Source organism: Pseudoalteromonas simplex, from assembly GCF_015278155.1.
Lineage (GTDB): Bacteria > Pseudomonadota > Gammaproteobacteria > Enterobacterales > Alteromonadaceae > Pseudoalteromonas > Pseudoalteromonas simplex.
Genome location: NZ_JADILN010000004.1, coordinates 319521 through 340577, shown reverse-complemented (window position 1 = coordinate 340577; position 21057 = coordinate 319521). Strand labels below are relative to the sequence as shown.

The 21057-nt window shown below is 36.4% G+C and carries 18 protein-coding genes; all 18 read left to right on the top strand.

Translation table 11 applies throughout. The features are described 5' to 3' along the window. Nucleotides 1–51: 51 nt before the first annotated feature. Entirely contained in the window at nucleotides 52–2721 is a 2670-nt protein-coding gene (locus IRQ78_RS10815) for an SLBB domain-containing protein (protein ID WP_194442238.1), read from the top strand. 53 nt (nucleotides 2722–2774) lie between these two features. Continuing rightward, nucleotides 2775–3725, top strand: a complete 951-nt coding sequence (locus IRQ78_RS10810) for a Wzz/FepE/Etk N-terminal domain-containing protein (RefSeq protein ID WP_138619726.1) — start codon at nucleotides 2775–2777, stop codon at nucleotides 3723–3725. A 34-nt stretch (nucleotides 3726–3759) separates the two neighbouring features. Further along, entirely contained in the window at nucleotides 3760–4854 is a 1095-nt protein-coding gene (rfbB, locus tag IRQ78_RS10805) for a dTDP-glucose 4,6-dehydratase (RefSeq protein ID WP_194442134.1), read from the top strand. 2 nt (nucleotides 4855–4856) lie between these two features. Beyond that, nucleotides 4857–5735, top strand: a complete 879-nt coding sequence (gene rfbA / locus IRQ78_RS10800) for a glucose-1-phosphate thymidylyltransferase RfbA (RefSeq protein ID WP_194442132.1) — start codon at nucleotides 4857–4859, stop codon at nucleotides 5733–5735. Continuing rightward, nucleotides 5732–7171 (top strand): lipopolysaccharide biosynthesis protein, encoded by a 1440-nt coding sequence (locus tag IRQ78_RS10795; RefSeq protein ID WP_138619723.1) that lies wholly within the window; start codon nucleotides 5732–5734, stop codon nucleotides 7169–7171. The genes rfbA and IRQ78_RS10795 overlap by 4 nt, the downstream gene beginning before the upstream one ends. A gap of 5 nt (nucleotides 7172–7176) precedes the next feature. Then, nucleotides 7177–8286 carry a DegT/DnrJ/EryC1/StrS family aminotransferase gene (locus IRQ78_RS10790; protein WP_194442130.1) on the top strand — a complete coding sequence of 370 codons (1110 nt, stop codon included), beginning with the start codon at nucleotides 7177–7179 and terminating at the stop codon, nucleotides 8284–8286. Next, the gene (tagD, locus tag IRQ78_RS10785; protein ID WP_138619721.1) at nucleotides 8283–8750 is read left to right on the top strand and encodes a glycerol-3-phosphate cytidylyltransferase; all 468 of its coding nucleotides are present in this window, start codon (nucleotides 8283–8285) and stop codon (nucleotides 8748–8750) included. The genes IRQ78_RS10790 and tagD overlap by 4 nt, the downstream gene beginning before the upstream one ends. Nucleotides 8751–8753: 3 nt before the next feature. Beyond that, entirely contained in the window at nucleotides 8754–9500 is a 747-nt protein-coding gene (locus IRQ78_RS10780; RefSeq protein ID WP_194442128.1) for a LicD family protein, read from the top strand. After that, nucleotides 9497–10765 (top strand): ATP-grasp domain-containing protein, encoded by a 1269-nt coding sequence (locus tag IRQ78_RS10775; protein WP_194442126.1) that lies wholly within the window; start codon nucleotides 9497–9499, stop codon nucleotides 10763–10765. Before IRQ78_RS10780 ends, IRQ78_RS10775 begins: the two co-directional genes overlap by 4 nt. Then, nucleotides 10750–11775 (top strand): glycosyltransferase family 2 protein, encoded by a 1026-nt coding sequence (locus IRQ78_RS10770; protein WP_194442124.1) that lies wholly within the window; start codon nucleotides 10750–10752, stop codon nucleotides 11773–11775. Before IRQ78_RS10775 ends, IRQ78_RS10770 begins: the two co-directional genes overlap by 16 nt. A 19-nt stretch (nucleotides 11776–11794) precedes the next feature. Next, on the top strand, nucleotides 11795–12997 hold the full coding sequence (locus IRQ78_RS10765) for an O-antigen ligase family protein (protein WP_138619717.1): 1203 nt from the start codon (nucleotides 11795–11797) through the stop codon (nucleotides 12995–12997). 48 nt (nucleotides 12998–13045) lie between these two features. Continuing rightward, nucleotides 13046–13837, top strand: coding sequence for a hypothetical protein (locus tag IRQ78_RS10760; protein WP_194442122.1), 792 nt, complete (start codon nucleotides 13046–13048; stop codon nucleotides 13835–13837). A gap of 461 nt (nucleotides 13838–14298) precedes the next feature. Beyond that, nucleotides 14299–15249, top strand: coding sequence for an exopolysaccharide biosynthesis polyprenyl glycosylphosphotransferase (locus tag IRQ78_RS10755; RefSeq protein WP_171043870.1), 951 nt, complete (start codon nucleotides 14299–14301; stop codon nucleotides 15247–15249). Between the two features lie 3 nt (nucleotides 15250–15252). Next, nucleotides 15253–15996 (top strand): glycosyltransferase family 2 protein, encoded by a 744-nt coding sequence (locus IRQ78_RS10750; protein WP_194442120.1) that lies wholly within the window; start codon nucleotides 15253–15255, stop codon nucleotides 15994–15996. 222 nt (nucleotides 15997–16218) lie between these two features. After that, a complete protein-coding gene (gene rfaH, locus IRQ78_RS10745) occupies nucleotides 16219–16725 on the top strand; it encodes a transcription/translation regulatory transformer protein RfaH (RefSeq protein ID WP_407681617.1) in 507 nt (168 codons plus the stop codon). A 1372-nt stretch (nucleotides 16726–18097) separates the two neighbouring features. Next, on the top strand, nucleotides 18098–18484 hold the full coding sequence (locus IRQ78_RS10740) for a GxxExxY protein (RefSeq protein ID WP_323741553.1): 387 nt from the start codon (nucleotides 18098–18100) through the stop codon (nucleotides 18482–18484). Between the two features lie 1004 nt (nucleotides 18485–19488). Then, nucleotides 19489–20607 (top strand): polysaccharide export protein, encoded by a 1119-nt coding sequence (locus tag IRQ78_RS10735; RefSeq protein ID WP_194442116.1) that lies wholly within the window; start codon nucleotides 19489–19491, stop codon nucleotides 20605–20607. 11 nt (nucleotides 20608–20618) lie between these two features. After that, a complete protein-coding gene (locus IRQ78_RS10730; RefSeq protein ID WP_194442114.1) occupies nucleotides 20619–21053 on the top strand; it encodes a low molecular weight protein-tyrosine-phosphatase in 435 nt (144 codons plus the stop codon). The last annotated feature ends 4 nt before the right edge of the window (nucleotides 21054–21057 follow it).

Here is a 21057-nt window from a genome sequence, read left to right as displayed (position 1 = left end):
GTAGAATACACAATCTTTTTGACTGTAGAACTATGGATATCCCTACTTGTGATGTTATTTAAAAGATTATTCCTTACTTTTTTGTTTCTAACCACTTCATCGGTATTGGCATTTACTCCTACTGCAGCTCAAATTGAGCAATTCAAAAAGCTCCCAAAGGCTCAACAAGAAGCGCTTGCAAGACAGTATGGAGTCGATTTATCTACGATTACAGGTAAATCTTCTGACGAAGAGCCAATAGAAACTGAATCAACCATTCAACCTCGTTTAGATAAAGAAAAAGAGCCGCTAACCGATGAAGAACGTTTCGCTCCCAAAGAAAGTGAAGTAGAGCCTTTTGGCTATGATATTTTTGCAGGCGAACCAACTTCATTCATGCCAACAGAAAATGCGGCCGTTCCTGATACCTACTTAATTGGTCGTGGAGATGAGCTAACAGTTAACTTTTACGGCAAAGAAAGTGAAAGTTACGATCTGGTTGTTGATCGAGAGGGCCGAATTAATATTCCAAACTTAAGCCCTGTACAGGTCGCAGGATTAACCTTTATTGAGGTTAAAGAACTCATCAAAGCTAAAGTTGAGCAAGAAGTGATTGGCGTTAAAGCGTTTATCTCTGTTGGTCGATTACGCAGTATTCGCATCCTTGTTTTGGGTGAAGCATATAAACCAGGTAGCTATAGTGTTTCCTCTCTTGCGACAGTTTCGCACGCCCTTTTTGTAAGCGGTGGTGTGTCAGATATAGCGTCTTTACGAAATATTCAAGTAAAGCGTGCCGGAAAAGTTGTTGCTAATTTTGATTTATATGATTTATTGATTAATGGTGATAGCAGTAACGATATTATTTTAAAGCCGGGTGATGTCGTGTTCATCCCATCAGTTGGTTCTCAAGTCGCTGTTGAGGGCTTAGTAAAACGTCCTGCTATTTTTGAGCTAAAAAAAGGTGAAACAGCAGCACAGTTATTAAAAATGGCGGGTGGTTTAAAACCGCAAGCTTACGCTAAAAAAGCAATTGTTGAACGCTTCAATAACAATAACATGAAAGAAGTGTTATCAGTGGACTTTAGCGGAAATCAAATTAATTATATTCCTCGCGATGGCGACCGCATTCGTTTTAACCCTGTCAGTTTACAATACCAAAACAGTATTAGCCTAATTGGTGCAGTTGCTCGACCTGGTCATTATCAATGGTATGAAGGTAAGCACATTTCTGATGTTCTAACTTCCGTACGTGGTGACCTGCTTCCTCAAGCTGATTTAGGCTACGGCTTACTTGTTCGAGAAATTAACATTTCTGGCGATATTGAGGTTTATCAATTCGATATTGCCCAAGCAATAGTTAAAGCAAAACAACATGATTTAGAACTAAAAGCAAATGATAAACTTTTTGTTTTTAGTCGTTTCCAAGAAAAACAAGCTGAAGAAGCCGCGCTTGCCAACATGGCCCTAACTGTTGAACAACAGCAGCAGCAAGTCAAAGTAAAGCAGTGGCACGAATATCAGAGAAAAGAGTTTGAAAGGTATGTAGGTGTTTTAAAAGCTGATGATCCTTTTAAAAAAGAGGAAGAAGAAGAGCTAAGCATTGCGGAAATTTCAAAAAGAAAAGCAAAAGAAGAAGAGGTAGAGCTAAAGCCAGAGGATTATGCTGCTTTTAGTCGATACACTTTATTAAAGCCTATTATTGCAAAGCTAAAGCAGCAGGCTTCAGTGCATAATGCAATGCAGCTAGTTGAAATCAATGGTCATGTAACCTATCCGGGTATTTACCCTTTAACTGTAGGTAGTGAAGTTAATGAACTAATTTCTGCAGCTGGAGGTTTGTTGGAGTCTGCTTACACTGAGCAAGCTGAAATAACTCGTGTTGTTGCGGGAGAAGGCTCTAAAGTTGAACACATCAAATTTAATCTAGCTCAGGCTATGTTGGGTACCAAAGTTGAAAATAAAACTCTTAGAAGTAAAGATAGTATAAATATTTTCTCTATTCCTAACTGGCAAGAAAACGTAAAAGTTGAGCTAAAAGGTGAAGTTAAATTTCCTGGTGTTTATACCATTCGTCGTGGAGAAACATTAACCAACTTACTTGAACGTGCGGGTGGCTTTTCTGAATTTGCTGAGCCCGATGCTGCTATTTTTACTCGTGAATCGATTCGTCAACAAGAGCAAATGCAATTAGCTAAACTAGCTGAAGACTTACGAAGAGATATTGCTACAAAAAGCTTCGAAAAGTCAGTTAGCAGTATCCGCTTATCTTATGATGAAATGAATAAGCTCTTGCTTGATTTAGCTAATGTTGAAGCAGTAGGAAGGCTTGTCATTGACTTACCTCTCATTGCAGAGAATAAACAAAATCTAGTGTTACAAAATGGTGATACGCTTTATGTCCCAAGTCAGCGTGATTCAATCAGTGTAATAGGCGAAGTGAACTATACTACTTCTCATTTATTTAAGCCTGGAGTCAGTGTTGATCAATATATTGATCTTAGTGGTGGTTTAAAGGAGCGCGCTGCTGAGGATCGTATTTATATAATCAAAGCAAATGGTTCTGTGACTATACCAAATACTGGCACTTGGTTCGCTGTGAATGACTCTAAGTTATTAGAGGCTGGCGATACGATAGTTGTACCTATGAACTCTGACTATATGGATAACCTAACACTGTGGAGCACAGCAACGCAGATTGTTTATCAGTTAGGTGTAGCTTTAGCTGCAATTAGTAGTATATAAGCTCTGCATGTTTAGTAGCTTAGTTTAATTCAGCAGCTTCAATTGAGATAAATATGAAAGAAAATTTTGCGTCTGATAATCATAGTCGAATAGATGGTGAGATAGATTTATATGACTTGTTCTTGGTAATAATGAATGGGAAGTGGCTGATTATAACGGTAACTTTTGTTTTGTCTTTATTATCAGTGGTTTATGCTATTTACCAACCAAATATATATCGCTCTGAGGCATTGCTGGCGCCAGCTGAGCAACAGCAGTCAAACGGCTTAAGTGCTTTAGCAGGTCAGTTTGGTGGTCTAGCTAGTTTGGCTGGCGTTAACTTGGGGGATTCAGGTTCCAATAATACTGATCTTGCTTTGGCTATACTCAAGTCACGAAAGTTCATTTCTGAGTTTATTGAAAAGCACAGTATTATGCCTGATTTAATGGCGATCGAATCATGGAACTCCATCGATAATACAGTTATCTATGATAAAAATATTTATGATGAAGTGGATCAAAAATGGGTCAGAAAAGTAGAGTTCCCATTTAAACCAAAACCATCAACTCAGGAAGCTTATAAAGAATTTATAAAAATAGTCAGTGCTACAAAAGATCCAGACTCAGGCATGATAATTATTGCTGTGGAGCATTTTTCTCCGTTCATTGCTCAACAATGGGTAAATTGGTTAATAGAAGATATTAATCTTACCATGAAAAAGCGTGATGTAATTGAAGCAACGAAGAGCACTGAGTTTTTAATGGCACAAATTGAAAAAACTAATGTAGCTGATATTCGAGTCGTTTTATATAAATTAGTAGAGGAGCAGGCGAAAACGATAATGTTTGCTAACGTCAGAGATGAGTATGTTTTCAAGACTATCGATCCAGCTCTTGTTCCCGAAGAGAAATTAAAACCTAAACGAGCTTTAATAGTTATTGTAAGCACATTTTTTGCCGGCGTAATCGGTGTTTTTATAGTTTTAATACGCTTTTATATATCAAATAATCGCCGTAAATCTTAATGATAAAAGATAAAGTCTTAGCTTAGAGGTTTTTGTGAACATATTAGTAACAGGTGGTGCTGGGTTTATTGGCTCTGCACTAGTCCGTCATATTATAAATAATACAACTGATTCAGTTATCAATGTTGATAAATTAACCTATGCAGGCAACTTGGAATCTTTGAAAGATATCGAAGAAAGTGAGCGCTATTCTTTTGAATGTCATGATATATGTAATCATAAAGAGATGCAGCGTATTTTCAAAGCTTATCAGCCTGATGTTGTAATGCACTTGGCCGCAGAGAGCCATGTTGATAGATCAATTACTGGTCCGTCAGAGTTCATTCAAACCAATATATTAGGCACGTATACATTGCTAGAAGTAGCAAGAGAATACACATCGACCCTTGATAAAGATAAGAGAGATTCTTTTAAATTTCATCACATATCAACAGACGAAGTATATGGAGATTTGCCACACCCAGACGATTTTGAGGAGCCTAATTGTGAAGATGTACTTCCTCTTTTTACTGAAAAGACTTCGTACGCTCCAAGTAGCCCGTATTCTGCATCAAAGGCATCAAGCGATCACCTTGTTAGGGCTTGGTTAAGAACATACGGTTTACCTGTTGTAATAACTAACTGTTCAAATAACTATGGACCATACCATTTTCCTGAAAAATTAATCCCATTAGTTATTTTAAACGCTTTAGAAGGTAAGCCTTTACCTGTATATGGGGAAGGGAACCAAATTCGAGATTGGTTGTATGTTGAAGATCACGCTCGGGCTCTATATGAAGTTGTAACAAAAGGGCAAGTTGGTGAAACATACAATATTGGTGGTCATAATGAAAAGAAAAACTTAGAAGTTGTCCAGAGTATTTGTGGAATACTGGATAACCTTGTTCCAAAAGAAAAGAAATATTCGGAACAGATTGTTTTTGTTGCAGACAGACCGGGGCATGATAAACGCTATGCTATTGATGCCTCAAAAATTCACTCGGATCTGGGATGGAAACCAGAAGAAACATTCGAAACAGGCCTGTTAAAAACGGTTAAGTGGTACCTAAATAATCAGTCTTGGTGTAAGAGTGTTCAAGATGGCTCTTATAAGCGTGAGCGCCTTGGTCAATTAAAAGGGAATAGTTAATAATGAAAGGCATAATCTTAGCGGGTGGCTCAGGTACTCGACTTTACCCTATTACTATGGGGGTATCAAAGCAGTTACTACCAATCTACGATAAACCAATGGTCTATTACCCTTTATCAGTTTTAATGTTAGCAGGGATACGTGAAATTCTCTTAATCACTACACCTGAAGATAGAGACTCATTTCATCGTTTACTTGGGACTGGTGAGCAGTTTGGTATCAAACTTAGCTATTCTGTCCAACCCACTCCTGACGGGCTAGCTCAAGCATTTATCTTAGGTGAGCAGTTTATTGGAAATGATGATGTATGCTTGGTATTAGGGGATAATATTTTTTATGGGCAAGGTTTTTCCCCTAAACTTAAGCATGCTGTTGAGAATGCTCAAAATGGTAATGGTGCAACTGTTTTTGGTTATCAAGTTAAAGATCCTGAACGCTTTGGCGTTGTAGAGTTTGATGATGAGCAAAAGGCAATTTCAATTGAAGAAAAACCAGCAAAGCCGAAGTCTCACTATGCGGTAACAGGGTTATATTTTTATGACAACTCAGTGGTTGAAGCAGCAAAAAAAGTTGAGCCTTCTCATCGTGGTGAGCTAGAAATAACAACACTTAATGAAATGTATCTTCAAAAAAATAAACTTAACGTTGAAATCCTTGGGCGTGGTTTTGCTTGGTTAGATACTGGTACTCATGAAAGCCTATTAGAGGCAGCAAGCTTTGTTGAAACAATTGAAAAACGACAAGGTTATAAAATAGCCTGTTTAGAGGAGATAGCTTTTAATAATGGTTGGCTTTCTGCTGATTGTATTAAAGAGCGTGCAAAACTATTTTCTAAGAACGGCTACGGGCAATATCTTTCAGGCTTACTAAAAGATATATGAAAACAGCAGTAAATGGGTTGAAGTGGAGTGCTCTAGAAAGGTTGGGTGTTCAAGCTATTCAACTAATCGTAATGTTGTTACTTGCCCGTCTTTTAGGGCCCGATGCTTTTGGTTTAATTGGTATTCTCACCGTTTTTATTGCCATAAGCCAGGTGATATCTGATAGTGGCTTCAGTTCGGCTTTAATTAGGCTAAAAGAACGCACAGAAATTGATTTTTCAACTGCTTTCCAATTTAACATTTTAGTTGCTTTACTTTGTTATTTAGCTTTATTTATAGGCGCAAATCAGATAGCTGTTTTCTTTGAGCAGCCAGAGCTTGAAGCTCTAATTAAAGTTTTAGGTTTATCTATAATTATCAATAGTTTTACGCTGGTTCAAAAAGCTAAATTGACGATTAAAATGGACTTTAAAACTCAAGCAAAAGCTTCTTTGTCAGCTGTATTTATTAGTAGTGTAGTATCTATTACTTTAGCTTACTTTGACTATGGAGTTTGGGCTTTAGTTTATCAAATACTAATAAACTCATTCTTAACAATGGTGTTATTAAATATATTTCATCCCTGGTTACCTAAAAGTTCATTTAATATACAGTCATTCAGTTATTTATTTGGTTTCGGTTACAAATTATTGCTTGCGGCAATGCTCGATACTTTGTTTAAAAATATATATCAGTTAATCATAGGTAAACAATTTAACCCAACTCAAGTGGGTATTTTTACTCAAGCGAATCAACTTGCTAGTGTTCCTGCAATGACTTTCACCACGATAGTCCAAAGAGTTACTTATCCTATGTTAAGTAATATACAAAGTGAAACTGACAAGTTTGAATACAGCTACAAGTTAACGCTACGAATGGCTGCTTTTGTTATTTTTCCGCTTATGGCTGGGTTAGGTATCATTGCAAAGCCGTTTATTAAAGTTGTACTAGGAGATGACTGGTTACAAGCCGCAGATTTACTTACGATCTTGAGTTTCACTTTTATGTTGTATCCTATCCATGCTATTAATTTAAACTTATTACAGGTCAAAGGTCGTTCAGATATTTTTTTAAAGCTTGAAGTTATAAAAAAAGCATTCATTGTTTTAATATTATTTATAACAATACCTTTTGGTATTAAGGCTATTTGTATAGGGATGCTTATCCATACATATTTAGCTTTTTTTATTAATTCATATTATACAGGTCAATTTAGTAAGCTTAAAATACGTGATCAACTAAATGCACTGGCGCCTATTTGGTTGATGGTTGCGTTGAGTGCTTTATGCTCATATTTTATTGTCACAAGTATCGTTTCTGTACTCCTCTTAAATAGCTACATGCAGTTGTTTCTTTTATTAATAACTATGCCGCTAATATATATTGCCTCAGCAAGGGTCTTTCAACGAGATTTGTACACGCAAATTCTAAATATTATCTTACGAAGAAAGGTTTAACTTAAATGGATAAAATTACGGTAACTTCACCATTGCTTCCACCATTGAAAGAAGTGATTCCTTACTTAGAAGATATCTGGGATCGTAAATGGTTGACTAATAACGGCATATATCATCAACAGTTAGAGAAAAAGCTTTGTGAGTATTTAGGTGTGCCTTATATCAGTTTATTTTCAAATGGGACACTTGCACTAATAACAGCTCTTCAATCGTTAGAATTAAAAGGTGAGGTAATAACAACACCATACACTTTTGCAGCCACCGCACATGCAATTATGTGGAATGACTTAAAACCAGTATTTGTCGATATTGATCCAGTAACCATGAACTTGGATCCTAGTTGTATTGAAGCAGCAATAACAGATAATACATGTGCAATTTTACCGGTGCATGTTTATGGTACCCCCTGTGATAATCAGACGATTGCTGCTATCGCGAAAAAATATGATCTTAAAGTTATTTATGATGCAGCACATGCGTTTGGCGTAAAAGAAAGAGAGCAATCAATTTTAAATTATGGAGATCTATCTATTTTGAGTTTTCACGCTACGAAAACATATTCAACAATAGAAGGTGGTGCTGTGATTTGTAAAAGCCAAGAAGAAAAAGATAAATTAGACCAATTGAAAAACTTTGGCTTTGAATCGGAGACTGTAATTAAAGCATGTGGTATGAATGCAAAATTAAATGAGATTCAAGCAGCATTTGGGTTGGCATCATTGAAAAAAGTTGATGGCGCAATTGAAAGACGCTCTGAAATTGCAGCTCTATATCAACAAAGTCTCGTAAATGTTTCTGGCCTATCGACATTGCGAATCAATCATGAGGTCAGCCTTAATCATTCATATTTCCCAATAATTATTGATGTGGATAAATTTGGAATTGACCGAGATACACTAGCCCTAAAGTTAGAAGAAAATAATATCTTTGCTAGACGCTATTTTTATCCGATTGTAAGTGAATTTGAAGTGTTCAAAAGTGAATATTCAGATACGCCAATAGCTAAAGATATTTCTAATAGAGTTTTATGTTTACCAATTCATGCTGATCTTACTTTGGAACAACAGCAAAGAGTTATTGATACGATTTTGAATAGTCGTGGGGGGAAAAAGTGAAAGTCATATTAACTTACGGAACATTCGATCTGTTCCATGTTGGACATGTAAGACTTCTTGAAAGGCTTTCAAAGTTGGGGGATAAGCTTATTGTTGGTCTTTCATCTGATGAATTTAACAAAGGTAAAGGCAAAAGTTCGTTTTTCTCATATCAAGAAAGAGCTGAAATACTTTCGTCATGTAAATTTGTAGATTTAGTAATTCCAGAGCATTCGTGGGAACAAAAAGAGACTGATATTAAAAAGTATAATGTAGATGTTTTTGCAATGGGAGACGATTGGGAGGGACGTTTTGATTCTCTTAAATCATTATGCGAAGTTGTATATTTACCAAGAACTAAAAGTATCTCAACCTCTGAAATCAAAACTTTAATAGCTGAATTAAAGAAAAATGACTTGGATAAAGTTCAAAAAAGTCTAAATGATGCAATTGAAATTATTAAACAACTGAACTATAGCGAGTAACATATGGACTCTAAATTAAGCAGTGAAGATATCCGTAAGCAGTTACTTACTATGGCTGTTGATATTACAAAAACTCTAGATGAGCACAAGATACCTTACATCCTTACATATGGAACATTGCTTGGTGCTGTTCGTCATTCAGGTTTTATCCCTTGGGATGATGATTTCGATATAGCTATTCCCGCAACTTACCAGAAAAAGGCAATTCAGGTTTTAAGCAAAATATCTAAATACCATTTTCTTTCACTTGCATCAGATGATTACTTTGACTGGGTTTTAAGGGTAACTGACAAATCAACAAAAACGACTTCAAAAGAGACTGAATGGGATGTTTATAACCACACCATGAGTAGAGAAGATATTGGCCTATGTGTGGATATTTATCCATTTTACTGTTTGCCTGATAATGCTTTTAAGTTTAAAACCCATAAGCTTTTCACTAAAGTATCAAGCTGGCTAATTCGTAAATCTTTTGCAAAAAAATCTAATTTTATCAAGAAGCTTGGCTTCGCAATGCTAAGTTTACGTGCGAACGCTAGTGAAGGTAAGTATTACACCGATGCTGGTCGAATTTATTATCAACCAACTTTGTTCACACAAACAGAATATATCGATTTTGAAGAATTTAAATTTCGCGCCCCTACAGAGCCTGAAAAGTTTTTAGAAAGCCGCTACGGTGACTGGCAGAAATTACCTACTCAAGAAGAAATAGATAAAGCAATACATTATGAGGAAACTTTTTGGCGATGAATAGGGTGTTAGTTGTACCTAGTGGTACTGAAGTTGCGCAAGAAATTGTCAGATCATTATCTGTTGTAAAAGGTGTAGAGCTTTACGGTGCTAATGGTATTGATTGCTTTACTGAGATCCCTCGTGCTCGTCACATTGTAGGTATTCCATTTATTGATGAGCCTGATTTTATAGATGTAATTACTAGCTTAATTAAAGAAAATGGGATTACTCATATTTTTCCAGCGCATGATTCAGCATCTTTAAAATTAAGTGAGTTTGCTGACTCATTAGGTGCACAAGTGATCAGTTCAAGCTACGAAACAAATAAAGTATGCAGATCAAAGTCTCTAACTTACAAAGCGCTAGAAAAGGTCGTCAAAGTCCCAAAAACATATCTTTCAAAGAATGAAGTAGAGTCATTTCCTGTTTTCGTAAAACCTAATATTGGGCAAGGAAGTGTTGGAACAAAACTTATAACGAAAGCGAGTGAACTTCTAGATGTTACCGAGGATGATATTCTTTGTGAATATTTACCAGGAGAAGAGTTCACTGTTGACTGTATCAGTGATGCAGATAACCAGCTTCAATATGCTCAAGCCAGAAAGCGCAATGCTATGAGAAACGGTATTGCAACGGAGACAGAATTAGTAAATGACAATAGTTTATTTTATTCATTCGCTGAGAAAATAAACAAATCTTTAAAACTCCAAGGAGCTTGGTTTTTTCAAGTGAAAAAAGATTCGCTCGGTGAACTTTGTTTACTAGAAGTTGCAACTCGAATTGCTGGATCAATGATCACGAGCAGAATGAACGGTATTAATTTTGCCGAAATGTCGCTTTTTATCTCAAATGGTATTCCAGTAAAAGCTTTAAAAAATAATTTGGAAATTAAGCTTTTTAGAAATTTAGCATATCAGTTTGATATAAACTTAAATTTTAATGTCCTTTATACTGACTTTGATGATTGTTTAATTTTCGGTGATAAAGTCAACGACAAATTAGTGCAATTCATTTTTCAGTGTATAAATAAAAATATTAAAGTGGTTTTAATCACACGTCATGCGGACGATATCCATCAAACCTTAAAAAATATGAGGCTTTCCCAGCTTTTTGATCAAGTTATTCATATAACAGATGGTGCACCTAAGTCTCAATTTATAACAGAAAAAAACGCAATCTTTATTGATGATTCATTTGCAGAAAGGTTAGATGTAATGGGTGTATGTAACATTCCTTGCTTTTCAGTGGATATGGTTCAAGGTCTGACATGTTTAAAGAACTAACCCCCCTGCCAACAGAGCAAGAGATAAAATCATTTTGGAAGCATGTTGATAAAACATATATCAGTATAATTTGTACTTGTTTCAATCAACAAGATTACATCGCCGACGCTATAAACTCATTTCTTGCTCAAAAGACAGAATACGCTTTTGAAATAATAATTCATGATGATGCATCTACTGATAAAACAAGCGATATATTAAAAGCGTATGAGCAGAGCTATCCAAGTATCGTCAAAGTTATCTACCAAACAGAAAACCAATACTCTAAGGGTAATGTTAAAGTAGAAAATATTGCATTGAGAAAAAGTCGTGGTGAATACATTGCTTTATGTGAAGGAGATGATTTTTGGGTTGATGAACTAAAGTTACAAAAGCAATTAGAGGGTTTACTTGCATGCCCTGACTTAAAACTGTGTTTTACATCAGCTTATACATTAGCTCCTAATGGACAAGTAAATAAAACCGCTAATTATAACGAAAAAGTAAAAGTTTTTTCGTTTAGTGACATTATTATAGGTGGTGGAGCTTTGATTCCTACTGCCAGTATTTTCATGCGAAGAAGCGTGATGGAGAGCTTACCAAGTTGGTTTGAAAGCGCTCCTGTTGGTGATATTTTTATCCAAATAAATGGTTCTAAGCCCCAAGGAGCTTTATATCTTCCTGATGTAACAGTTGTTTATCGAGTAGATGCTGTTGGTTCATGGAGTGTATCGCAAAAGCATGTACCTGAGGAAAAAGTTAAGTCGCAGGTTGCAAAGTTAGCTTCTTGCTATAATTTGCTAGCTGAAGATAACGATAATTATGATGATTATCAAATTGCTAAATTAAATCTATATATTGCGAACGCATTAAAAGCTATTTCACAACAAAGATATGGGCTTGCTAAGTACTTTATTAATAAATCAAAAGAGCTCCCTCATAGCTCTAAAAGAAAACAGGTATTAATTGCTTTTCAACATTGTTTGCCATTTTTTAGATTACTACATAATACAGTTAAAAGTTTTAGATGAAGCTCTGTGAAGGCTAGATATGCCCATTAATACTAAACCAATATTTTTCATCCTAACGCTACTTTTGTCACTGTATACACTAAGACTTGTAGGGCCTTTATCAGTTGCTGACTTTGGGGCTATGCTATTTATATTTATATCGCTATTAAAGTTCAGAAGTGTGGTCATTAATGACTTTAATGTAGTTTTTTTAGTTTGGGTACTGGTATCGCTAATTTCTTCTTTAGGTCTAATTTATGAAGACTACTTTACAGTAACAGGTTTTCTAGGGACTGGTTTGCGGATATTGGTGTCAATGGCTTTACTATTATGCCTGCCACTATGGCTGAAAAGTAAGGAGGAGCAGTTCCAAGCTATTGGCGCTTTGCTATCTATCGTTATTTTTCACAGCATTGTCCAGCTTGTATTTGTTGCTCTATTTTATCTCAATAAAGCTCCATTTTTGAATTTGGTACCACATGGCGATCAATCATCTAGACAAGAATGGCTCAATGTTTATGACTATACGTTTTACACTAGGTTTGGTGGAGTGTTTGAAGAGCCTTCATGGTACTCCTGGTTTATGGTGGCATGTATAGGCTTGATTATTTCTTTTGAAATAGTGAATAGAGTTTCGATAATTACTAAGAGAAAGTGGTTACTAATATTATCCGCTTTGTTTTTTACGTATTCTATTGCAGGGATAGCTTCAATCGTTATTCTAATAGCTTATAAAATATTGAGTGGGAGTATTCGGGCTAAAATTAGAAGTGTAGTATTTATTTCTATTGCTCTTCCTGCTCTTATACTGCTGAATCCGGATTCTGCTTTATTGAAGCGATTAATGGGGGTGTTTAGTGGCACAGATGGCTCATCAAATACGCGGATTTTTGATTCCTTCACAAAGCTAAAATTAGTACTCGAAAACAATATGACTGGCACGGGAATAGGTAACAGCATAGAGGGTATTTACCATTATGATGTTACAAACAGCTTTACAGTTATCTCTACTCAAAACGGCTTTATTGAAGCATTTGTATCAACAGGGTTGATAGGTGGGGCAATCTTTATGGTCCCTTTTGTCTATTTTTTATGTGTGAAGAAATATTGGCTATCACTTATAACTATGACCTTGGTCTTTTTCACTACCAGTGCATTGTTTATCGTTGTAATGTGGTTCTTTATGGCTCTTGCGTATTTACTTTTTAAAGACTTGAAAATTAACCCACAACCCTCAACCTAATTAACTCCTAAATCGCTTAATATAGAACAATTAGTCATGAAGAGTATTATGAAAAGAGAATTAGTTATTTCTACTGTTTTTAGTAATTTAGAAAAAACAAAAATGCTTGCCGAGCAATGTTTTGAGTCTACAAGTATCAGGTCAACTATAGTTTGCCAGTTATTTGAAATAGCTGAATGCTCAAAACAGAATGAGTACACAGAGGCGTACGATATTGTTTATTCAAATGACAGGGGGTTGGCTAAAAGTAGGATGCTAGGAATTTTATCTTCAAATGCTGACCTAATTTGGATTGCTGATGACGATATTGAAGTCGTGCCTGAAGGCGCAATTGAAGCTTTCTCTGCACTAGAAAGTGCAGGTAATGACTTTATAACTACGAAATATGCAATAAATGAAACTCAGGAGCGAAAGAGCTATTCGGGTCAAGTTTTTAATCACTCTAATCTGAGCATTATGAAAGTAAGCTCGATAGAAATAATCATCAATAAGCAAAATGTTTTAAACTTAGGAGTCGGTTTTGATTCTCGATTTGGGCTTGGGGCAAAATACAAGTCTGGAGAGGAGAATGTTTTTTTAGCTGATATTTTATCAAGAGGGGGGAAAGGACAGTATCTACCTATTGTAACTTCTATTCATAGAGAAGTGACATCTGGAGGTGACTTTAGTAACCCACTAACAAATATCTCAAAAGGAGCAATTTTCAAAAGAGTCTTTGGCTGGTGGGGCCTACCTATTTTATTTGCTTTTTATGGCCGAAAACTTATTAATAAAGAAATCAAAGCTTATCAGTCATTGACCTGTGTTTTTACATCTCTCAAAGGCTTTTTTCGGTTATAGAAATAGGCCTAATCCATTCATTTCATGTTTGGGTTGTTAATTAATCAATTCACCTGAATTTACATCAGAAAATAAAAAATGTAGAGCTTTCCCTTTCTTTAAAACATATTAATTTAGTGTATAATACCGCTCTTTAAATTTTTGCTGAATGCAGTCGCACTTTTTAAAAAGTTTTTACATTAGGTAACAGTTTTTTTTACAAGGATATGTTTTTATGCTTTGGGGTGGTTTTCTTTTATGCGTAATAAATAGTTAAACTGAATACTAAATGTATTTTGTTTCAATTTTATTAAATAGGTAATCTCGTGTCACAACTGCTGTGGCAATGCTGATGTAGTCATCTAGTGTTGAATAAACCATAACTGCCAATGAGGCTACTAAGCATAGATATAGCACATGGAGTTACTTACTTAATGACTTTGACACTTTTCTCTTCTAGCTTGTTCTATAGAATATTATTAATGATTAAAAATTTAAAAAATGGAAAGCCCTTTAAGGCGCCTAAGTATGCTTATAATACAAGTGAAATATACGTTTATTGCCCAGAAGCGCAAGTCGAAGCGATTAGAAGTGTTTTATCAAATTATGAAATTAAAGTGCACTTCAATGATTACTCTTTAGTTAATCTTGATGAAAAAATCATAACTCATTATGAAAATATTCACCTTTCTGACCATCAAAGAGAGTTTTTGGTAACAGCAACTGAGCTAGGTGCGTGGGTTGAGCCATTGGTAAGTTATCTTGATGAAAGGTTTGGCTATACAGAGGTTTCATTATTAAAAAGTAGTTACTTTTTACACCAAAAAGCTTTTTCAATTTTATCAACAAAACGCACTCAAAGAGCAAAAAGGTTTATTGATTTATCGTCGGCTTTACTGCTGCTTTTTTTGACGTCTCCAATAATTTTGATTACAGCTATTTTAATAAAGCTCGAGTCCAAAGGACCTGTTTTATATAGACAGTCTCGTACTGGGCAATACAATATTGAGTTTAATGTAGTCAAATTTCGCTCTATGCGAGTTGATGCTGAAGCAAACGGAGCACAATGGGCAAGCGAAAATGACTCTCGAGTAACAAAGGTTGGGGCTTTTATACGAAAAACCAGAATCGATGAATTGCCACAGCTATTTAATGTTATAAGAGGGGATATGTCGATGGTAGGACCTAGGCCTGAGCGGGAAGTTTTTATCAAAGAGCTTGAACAAGAGATTCAATATTACCGTTTTCGTCATGCCGTAAAACCAGGTCTAACAGGTCTTGCACAAGTTAGCTACCCTTATGGCGCTTCGCTAAATGATGCTATCTGGAAGCATAAATACGATATTCACTACATAAAACATCATAGCACTTTTTTAGATATGAAGATCTTTTTGAAAACTATCAAAGTGGTCTTGTTTGGTTTAGGTAGATAATAAATGAAGCCTTTAGTTTCGGTTGTTATGCCGACCTTCAATGCAGAGAAGTATTTAGCTGAAAGCATAAACTCGGTTCTAGCCCAGACTTATAATAACTGGGAGCTGTTAATAACAGATGATTGCTCAACAGATGATACAGTTGCTATTGCTAAAAAATATGCTGATTCTGACTCTAGGGTTAAATTATTTATTCAACCACAGAACCAAGGAGCTGGAGCTGCTAGAAACAACTCTATAAAGAATGCAAAGGGTAAGTATATTGCTTTTCTGGATGCTGATGATCTTTGGCTACCTAAAAAGTTAGAAAAGCAGGTTTTGTTTGCTCAAAAAAATAATCATGCTTTGACTTATACAAGTTACCAAAAATTTTCAGGTAATAAACTAGCTGGGATCGTAACTCCTCCAAAGAGTACAACTTATAGCAAATTAATGTATAGCAATGTTATAGGTTGTTTAACCGCTATGTACGATGCCGAGCAACTTGGAAAAAAATATATGCCATTAATTCGTAAGCGACAAGATATGGGGCTATGGTTAGATATTTTAAAAGAAGTTCCCGCAGCATATTGTTTGAGAGAGCCTCTTGCTCGCTACCGTGTTGGAGTTGGTATGAGTGCTAATAAACTTAAAATTTTATCATATCAATGGCGATTTTATAGAGATGTAGAAAAGCTTGGCTTATTAAGAGCTACTTACACTTTTGGCGTATATGCGATGAAAGGCTTTAGAAAACACGCTAAGTGAGTCTATGGGTCGAGGTTTACAATTGTAAAGCTATTTCCTTTCTAGGCATCAAGGGTTTTCTTCCAAAAAGAAAGTTTATCTTCAGCTGTGATAAGAATACCAGAATTGCACAGCAAATTAATAAATCATACATTTAATCCGTTTCTAATAGACACACCTAACTTCTCTGCGTATAATCGCTGGCTCATAAAAACCAGTCCTTTTGGATTGGTTTTAAGGAACATGAGTATTTTAGGTGTGGCTATGGAAAGTTGGTACTTACTTTTTTGTAAATCAAAACAAGAACAAAGAGCTAAAATTAACCTTCAAAACCAAGGTTTTGAAGTCTTCATTCCTGAACACCAAATAGAGCGCATTGCTAAAGGGCGCCGTTCTATTCGAATATCACCTCTCTTCCCTAATTATATATTCATAAAGTTATGTACGAAAAACTGTAACTTTTCTGCGGTAAAAAATACTCGAGGCGTAAGTGGCTTTGTAACATACGGCCAGCAATTTCAGCTTGTTTCAGAACAGTTGATTGCGCAACTCAAATCTATGAATGATATGTGTGAGATAACTTCTGCGTTACCAAAAGCGGGGGATGTTGTTTATTTGAATACAGAGTCATTTAAAAACGTACAGGCTATTTACCAAGAGCCAGATGGCGATATGCGCAGCATACTTCTCATTAATTTGCTGAATAAACAAATAAGCGTAAGTGTAGAAAATAAAGAAATCAGTTTATAAGTCGTGCTCCAGCGCGATGTTTATGTAGGAACGGCTTTAGCCGTGAACATGCTTTAAATGTTCGGTGTTAAACCACCTCTTATAGAACGGGTAATACGTAGGAACGGCTTTAGCCGTGAACATATTCAAAATGTTCGGCGTTAAAACACCTCCTACAGAACGGGTAATACGTAGGAACGGCTTTAGCCGTGAACATACTCAAAATGTTCGGCGTTAAAACACCTCCTACAGTGTAGGCTTTATGTTTTAACATTAAAAAAATAACAATAAAATCAGTACGTAGGAACTGCAACCTAGGGGCGGAAGCGTGCCCGAAGGGCTAGACAAGCAAATAGTTTTGCTTTCAAGCTGGAGCGAGAGGAGCTCTGCGACGAACTGGAACGGAAGCGTGCCCGAAGGGCTAGACAAGCAAATAGTTTTGCTTTCAAGCTGAAGCGAGAGGAGCTCTGCGACGAACTGGAACGGAAGCGTGCCCGAAGGGCTAGACAAGCAAATAGTTTTGCTTTCAAGCTGGAGCGAGAGGAGCTCTGCGACGAACTGGAACGGAAGCGTGCCCGAAGGGCTAGACAAGGCGTAGGCGACACGTTTGCTTGGCGCGTCTCAAACACGGCACTGCTGCGAACATGTCGCGCGAAATAAATTTCACGCCTACAAAATGGTGAATGCCGAAGGGCTAGACAAGGCGTAGGCGTCACGCTTGCTTGGCGCGTCTCAAACACGGCACTGCTGCGAACATGTCGCGCGAAACAAATTTCACGCCTACATCAAAGACATCTAATCGCACAAAGAGGCTATGAGACACTGCGCTAAAGAGGAGTTATTTAGGTTTTCTCATTTACCCTCATTCATTTCTCTTAGTGCAACTAGAAACTAGTAAAGGATATTCACAAAGAGACTATAAGACGCTGCGCTGAAGAGTAAACAAAGAAATATTTGGTTTTCTCATTTACCCTCATTCATTTCTCTTAGTGCAACTAGAAACTAGTGATGAGTATTCACAAAGAGGTTAAGAGGCGCTGCGCTGAAGAGTAAACAAAGAAATATTTGGTTTTCTCATTACTCTTATTCACTTCTCTTTGTGCTAAAAAGAACTAGTAAAGGATATTCACAAAGAGGCTATGAGACACTGCGCTAAAGAGTAAATAAAGAAGTTTTGCCTTACTCATTTACTCTTATTCACTTCTCTTTGTGCAACTAGAAGCTAGTGATGAATATTCACAAAGAGACTATGAGGCGCTGCGCTGAAGAGTAAACAAAGAAATATTTGGTTTTCTCATTTACTCTTATTCACTTCTCTTTGTGCAAATTAGGTTTTAATGATTTACTAACAGAAGGCTTAAAAGTCATTCATTAAAATGAAGCGGGATGTTTTATGATAAATATGGATATTGATCATCTAACGCAAACAGTTATCGGGTATGCAATTGAAGTGCATAAACAATTAGGCTCTGGCTTGTTAGAGTCAAGTTACGAGGCTTGCTTGATGTACGAACTTCAGCAAGCAGGTATAAAAGTTGAACGTCAATTAACTTTACCAATTCGTTATAAGAATTTAGAGATAGAAGCTGGCTATAGATTGGACTTGTTTATACCTAATAAATTAGTTATTGAACTGAAATCTGTTGATAAATTATTGCCAATTCACTCTGCACAGATTCTAACATATATGAAGCTCTCTAAAGTCAACGCGGGGCTACTTATAAACTTTAACGCGCTTAAGCTTGTTGATGGAATAAAAAGGTTTAATTTAAGTTTATAAAAAAACAATAATGAATTAATAAGCCTTATTCACTTCTCTATGTGCCAATAGGAATTAGTAAAGGATATTCACAAAGAGGCTATGAGACGCTGCGCTGAAGAGTAAACAAAGAAGTTTTGCTTTACTGATTTAATCTCGTTTACTTCTCTTTATGCCAATAGGAACTAGTAAAGGATATTCACAAAGAGACTATGAGGCGCTGCGCTGAAGAGTAAACAAAGAAATATTTGGTTTTCTCATTTACTCTTATTCACTTCTCTTTGTGCTAAAAAGAACTAGTAAAGGATATTCACAAAGAGGCTATGAGCTGCTTCACTGAAGAGTAAATAAAGAAGTTTTGTCTTACTCATTTAATCTCGTTTATTTCTCTTTATGCCAATAGGGATTAGTAAAGGATATTCACAAAGAGACTATGAGCTGCTGCGCTAAAGAGTAAACAAAGAAGTTTTGTCTTACTCATTTACTCTCGTTTCCTTCTCTTTGTGCTAAAAAGAACTAGTAAAGGATATTCACAAAGAGGCTATGAGACGCTGCGCTGAAGAGTAAACAAAGACGTTTTGCTTTACTCATTTAATCTCGTTTAGTTCTCTTTGTGCAATAAGACTAGTAACGGGTATTCACGAAGAGGCTATGAGACGCTGCGCTGAAGAGTAAACAAAGACGTTTTGTCTTACTCATTTAATCTCGTTTACTTCTCTTTGTGTTAATGAAAACTAGTGATAAAGCCTTAATTAGTAGGCAGCTTAGAAGTCAACATACAAATTGTTAAGTTAAAGCTTCTTAGATTCTCGTTTATCCAAATAGGACTTCTAGACTAGTACTAAGTGAATGAGCCAAGAAGTACTTATTAACTATTTTGCAAAAAACTGTCACAAGTGAGCGTTTACTAAACACTCAGTCTTGCGAACATCTAGTTGCCATGCTTTAATTAGGCAGCAAAAAAATAAACAGATATGGTTTTATTTAAACTGGACGTTTTAAGAAAAATTATTTGGGAAATAACAATGGCGCTTAGCTGTAAAACAATTGTGACGTCATTTGCGTTACTAGCAATGACAGGCTGTACAATCATCCCCGGCAGCCATTTCGAAGGAATCGAGTCGGGCGAACAAGTAGATAATGTAGAGAAGGAACTCGAAAAGGTTAATATTCAAATCATTGACTCTTCTTTAATAAATCAACAAAAGCAATCTCAAGTTAAAAACTTCACGCCTTCCAGTTTAGATGGCATAGATACATCTAATTATCAGTACAAATTAGGTGTAGGTGATGTACTTACAATCGGTGTTTGGGATCATCCAGAGTTAACCATTCCCGCGGCAGTGCAACGTACAGCTGAGTTTGATGGCTTTCGTGTACAAGCCGATGGCACAATTACCTATGCATACGCGCCTAATATTCAAGCCGCTGGTAAAACAGTACAACAAGTTCATAAAGAGCTTGTAAAGCGCCTAAGCCGAGTAATTGAAGAGCCACAGGTTGATGTAAAAGTTGTTGGCTTTAGAAGTCAAAAAGCTTATGTAACAGGCGAAGTAAACAAACCAGGTGTATTACCAGTTACAGAGATCCCATTAACTTTAATTGATGCTCTAAACCAAGCCGGCGGCCTAACAGAAAGTGCTGACTGGCGCACCGTGACATTTACTCGCGGTGATAAAACGGAAATTATTAAGTTAGATGATTTTTATGCCTATGGCGATATTTCGCAAAACCGCTTATTGCAGCATGGCGATATTGTGCACGTAAGTCGTAATGATATGCAAAAAGTGTTTGTACTTGGTGATGTAAAACGCGCTGGTACAGTGGGTGTTAATCGCTATGGTTTAAATTTAGCAGAAGCATTAAGCGATGCTGGTGGCTTAAACGAAAATACAGCCGACGCTAATGGTGTATTTGTTCTTCGCAAACGTAACTTAAACACTGATGGCGTAATTGCTGATGTATACCAACTTCATGCTAAGAATGTTGCTGCATTAGTGCTTGCTGAACAGTTTGAACTTGAACCGCACGACATTGTATATGTAACGTCAGCGCCGCTTGCACGTTGGAATCGTGTAATTAGCTTGCTGTTACCATCAGTTTCTACGATTGATCGTGTAAACGACGTTGCAAACACAAACTAAAGGTAGGCTGTATGTTTGATTCTGTATTAGTAGTTTGTGCAGGTAATATATGCCGAAGCCCAACTGCCGAATATGTATTAAAAAGTAAACTACAAGGTAAAAACGTAGCCGTTTCATCAGCTGGGCTCACAGCCCTAGAGGGTAAACCTGCCGATGCACAAGCAAAGCAAATAGCCACTGCTCATAATATTGATATGAGCGAGCACCAAGGTAGGCAAATAACCTCAAATTTGGTGGCAAATAATAGCGTTATTTTAGTGATGGAGCAGCGCCATGTTAACGATTTGTGCGCACGTTACCCTCAAGCACGCGGCAAAACATTTTTGCTAGGCAAGTGGATTGGCGATAAAGAAATCCCCGATCCTTACCGCCAAAGTCAAGAAGCCTTTGAGCATGTTTACGCATTAATCGATAGCGCATGTAGCGCTTGGCAAAAGTATTTATAAGGAA

Coding starts and splice junctions, on each gene's coding strand:
- IRQ78_RS10755 (WP_171043870.1), top strand. CDS start 14,299: ATGATTAAAAATTTAAAAAATGGAAAGCCCTTTAAGGCGCCTAAGTAT.
- IRQ78_RS10760 (WP_194442122.1), top strand. CDS start 13,046: ATGAAAAGAGAATTAGTTATTTCTACTGTTTTTAGTAATTTAGAAAAA.
- IRQ78_RS10815 (WP_194442238.1), top strand. CDS start 52: ATGTTATTTAAAAGATTATTCCTTACTTTTTTGTTTCTAACCACTTCA.
- IRQ78_RS10765 (WP_138619717.1), top strand. CDS start 11,795: ATGCCCATTAATACTAAACCAATATTTTTCATCCTAACGCTACTTTTG.
- IRQ78_RS10775 (WP_194442126.1), top strand. CDS start 9,497: ATGAATAGGGTGTTAGTTGTACCTAGTGGTACTGAAGTTGCGCAAGAA.
- IRQ78_RS10735 (WP_194442116.1), top strand. CDS start 19,489: ATGGCGCTTAGCTGTAAAACAATTGTGACGTCATTTGCGTTACTAGCA.
- IRQ78_RS10780 (WP_194442128.1), top strand. CDS start 8,754: ATGGACTCTAAATTAAGCAGTGAAGATATCCGTAAGCAGTTACTTACT.
- rfaH (WP_407681617.1), top strand. CDS start 16,219: ATGAGTATTTTAGGTGTGGCTATGGAAAGTTGGTACTTACTTTTTTGT.
- rfbA (WP_194442132.1), top strand. CDS start 4,857: ATGAAAGGCATAATCTTAGCGGGTGGCTCAGGTACTCGACTTTACCCT.
- IRQ78_RS10750 (WP_194442120.1), top strand. CDS start 15,253: ATGAAGCCTTTAGTTTCGGTTGTTATGCCGACCTTCAATGCAGAGAAG.
- IRQ78_RS10790 (WP_194442130.1), top strand. CDS start 7,177: ATGGATAAAATTACGGTAACTTCACCATTGCTTCCACCATTGAAAGAA.
- IRQ78_RS10770 (WP_194442124.1), top strand. CDS start 10,750: ATGTTTAAAGAACTAACCCCCCTGCCAACAGAGCAAGAGATAAAATCA.
- IRQ78_RS10730 (WP_194442114.1), top strand. CDS start 20,619: ATGTTTGATTCTGTATTAGTAGTTTGTGCAGGTAATATATGCCGAAGC.
- IRQ78_RS10810 (WP_138619726.1), top strand. CDS start 2,775: ATGAAAGAAAATTTTGCGTCTGATAATCATAGTCGAATAGATGGTGAG.
- IRQ78_RS10740 (WP_323741553.1), top strand. CDS start 18,098: ATGATAAATATGGATATTGATCATCTAACGCAAACAGTTATCGGGTAT.
- IRQ78_RS10795 (WP_138619723.1), top strand. CDS start 5,732: ATGAAAACAGCAGTAAATGGGTTGAAGTGGAGTGCTCTAGAAAGGTTG.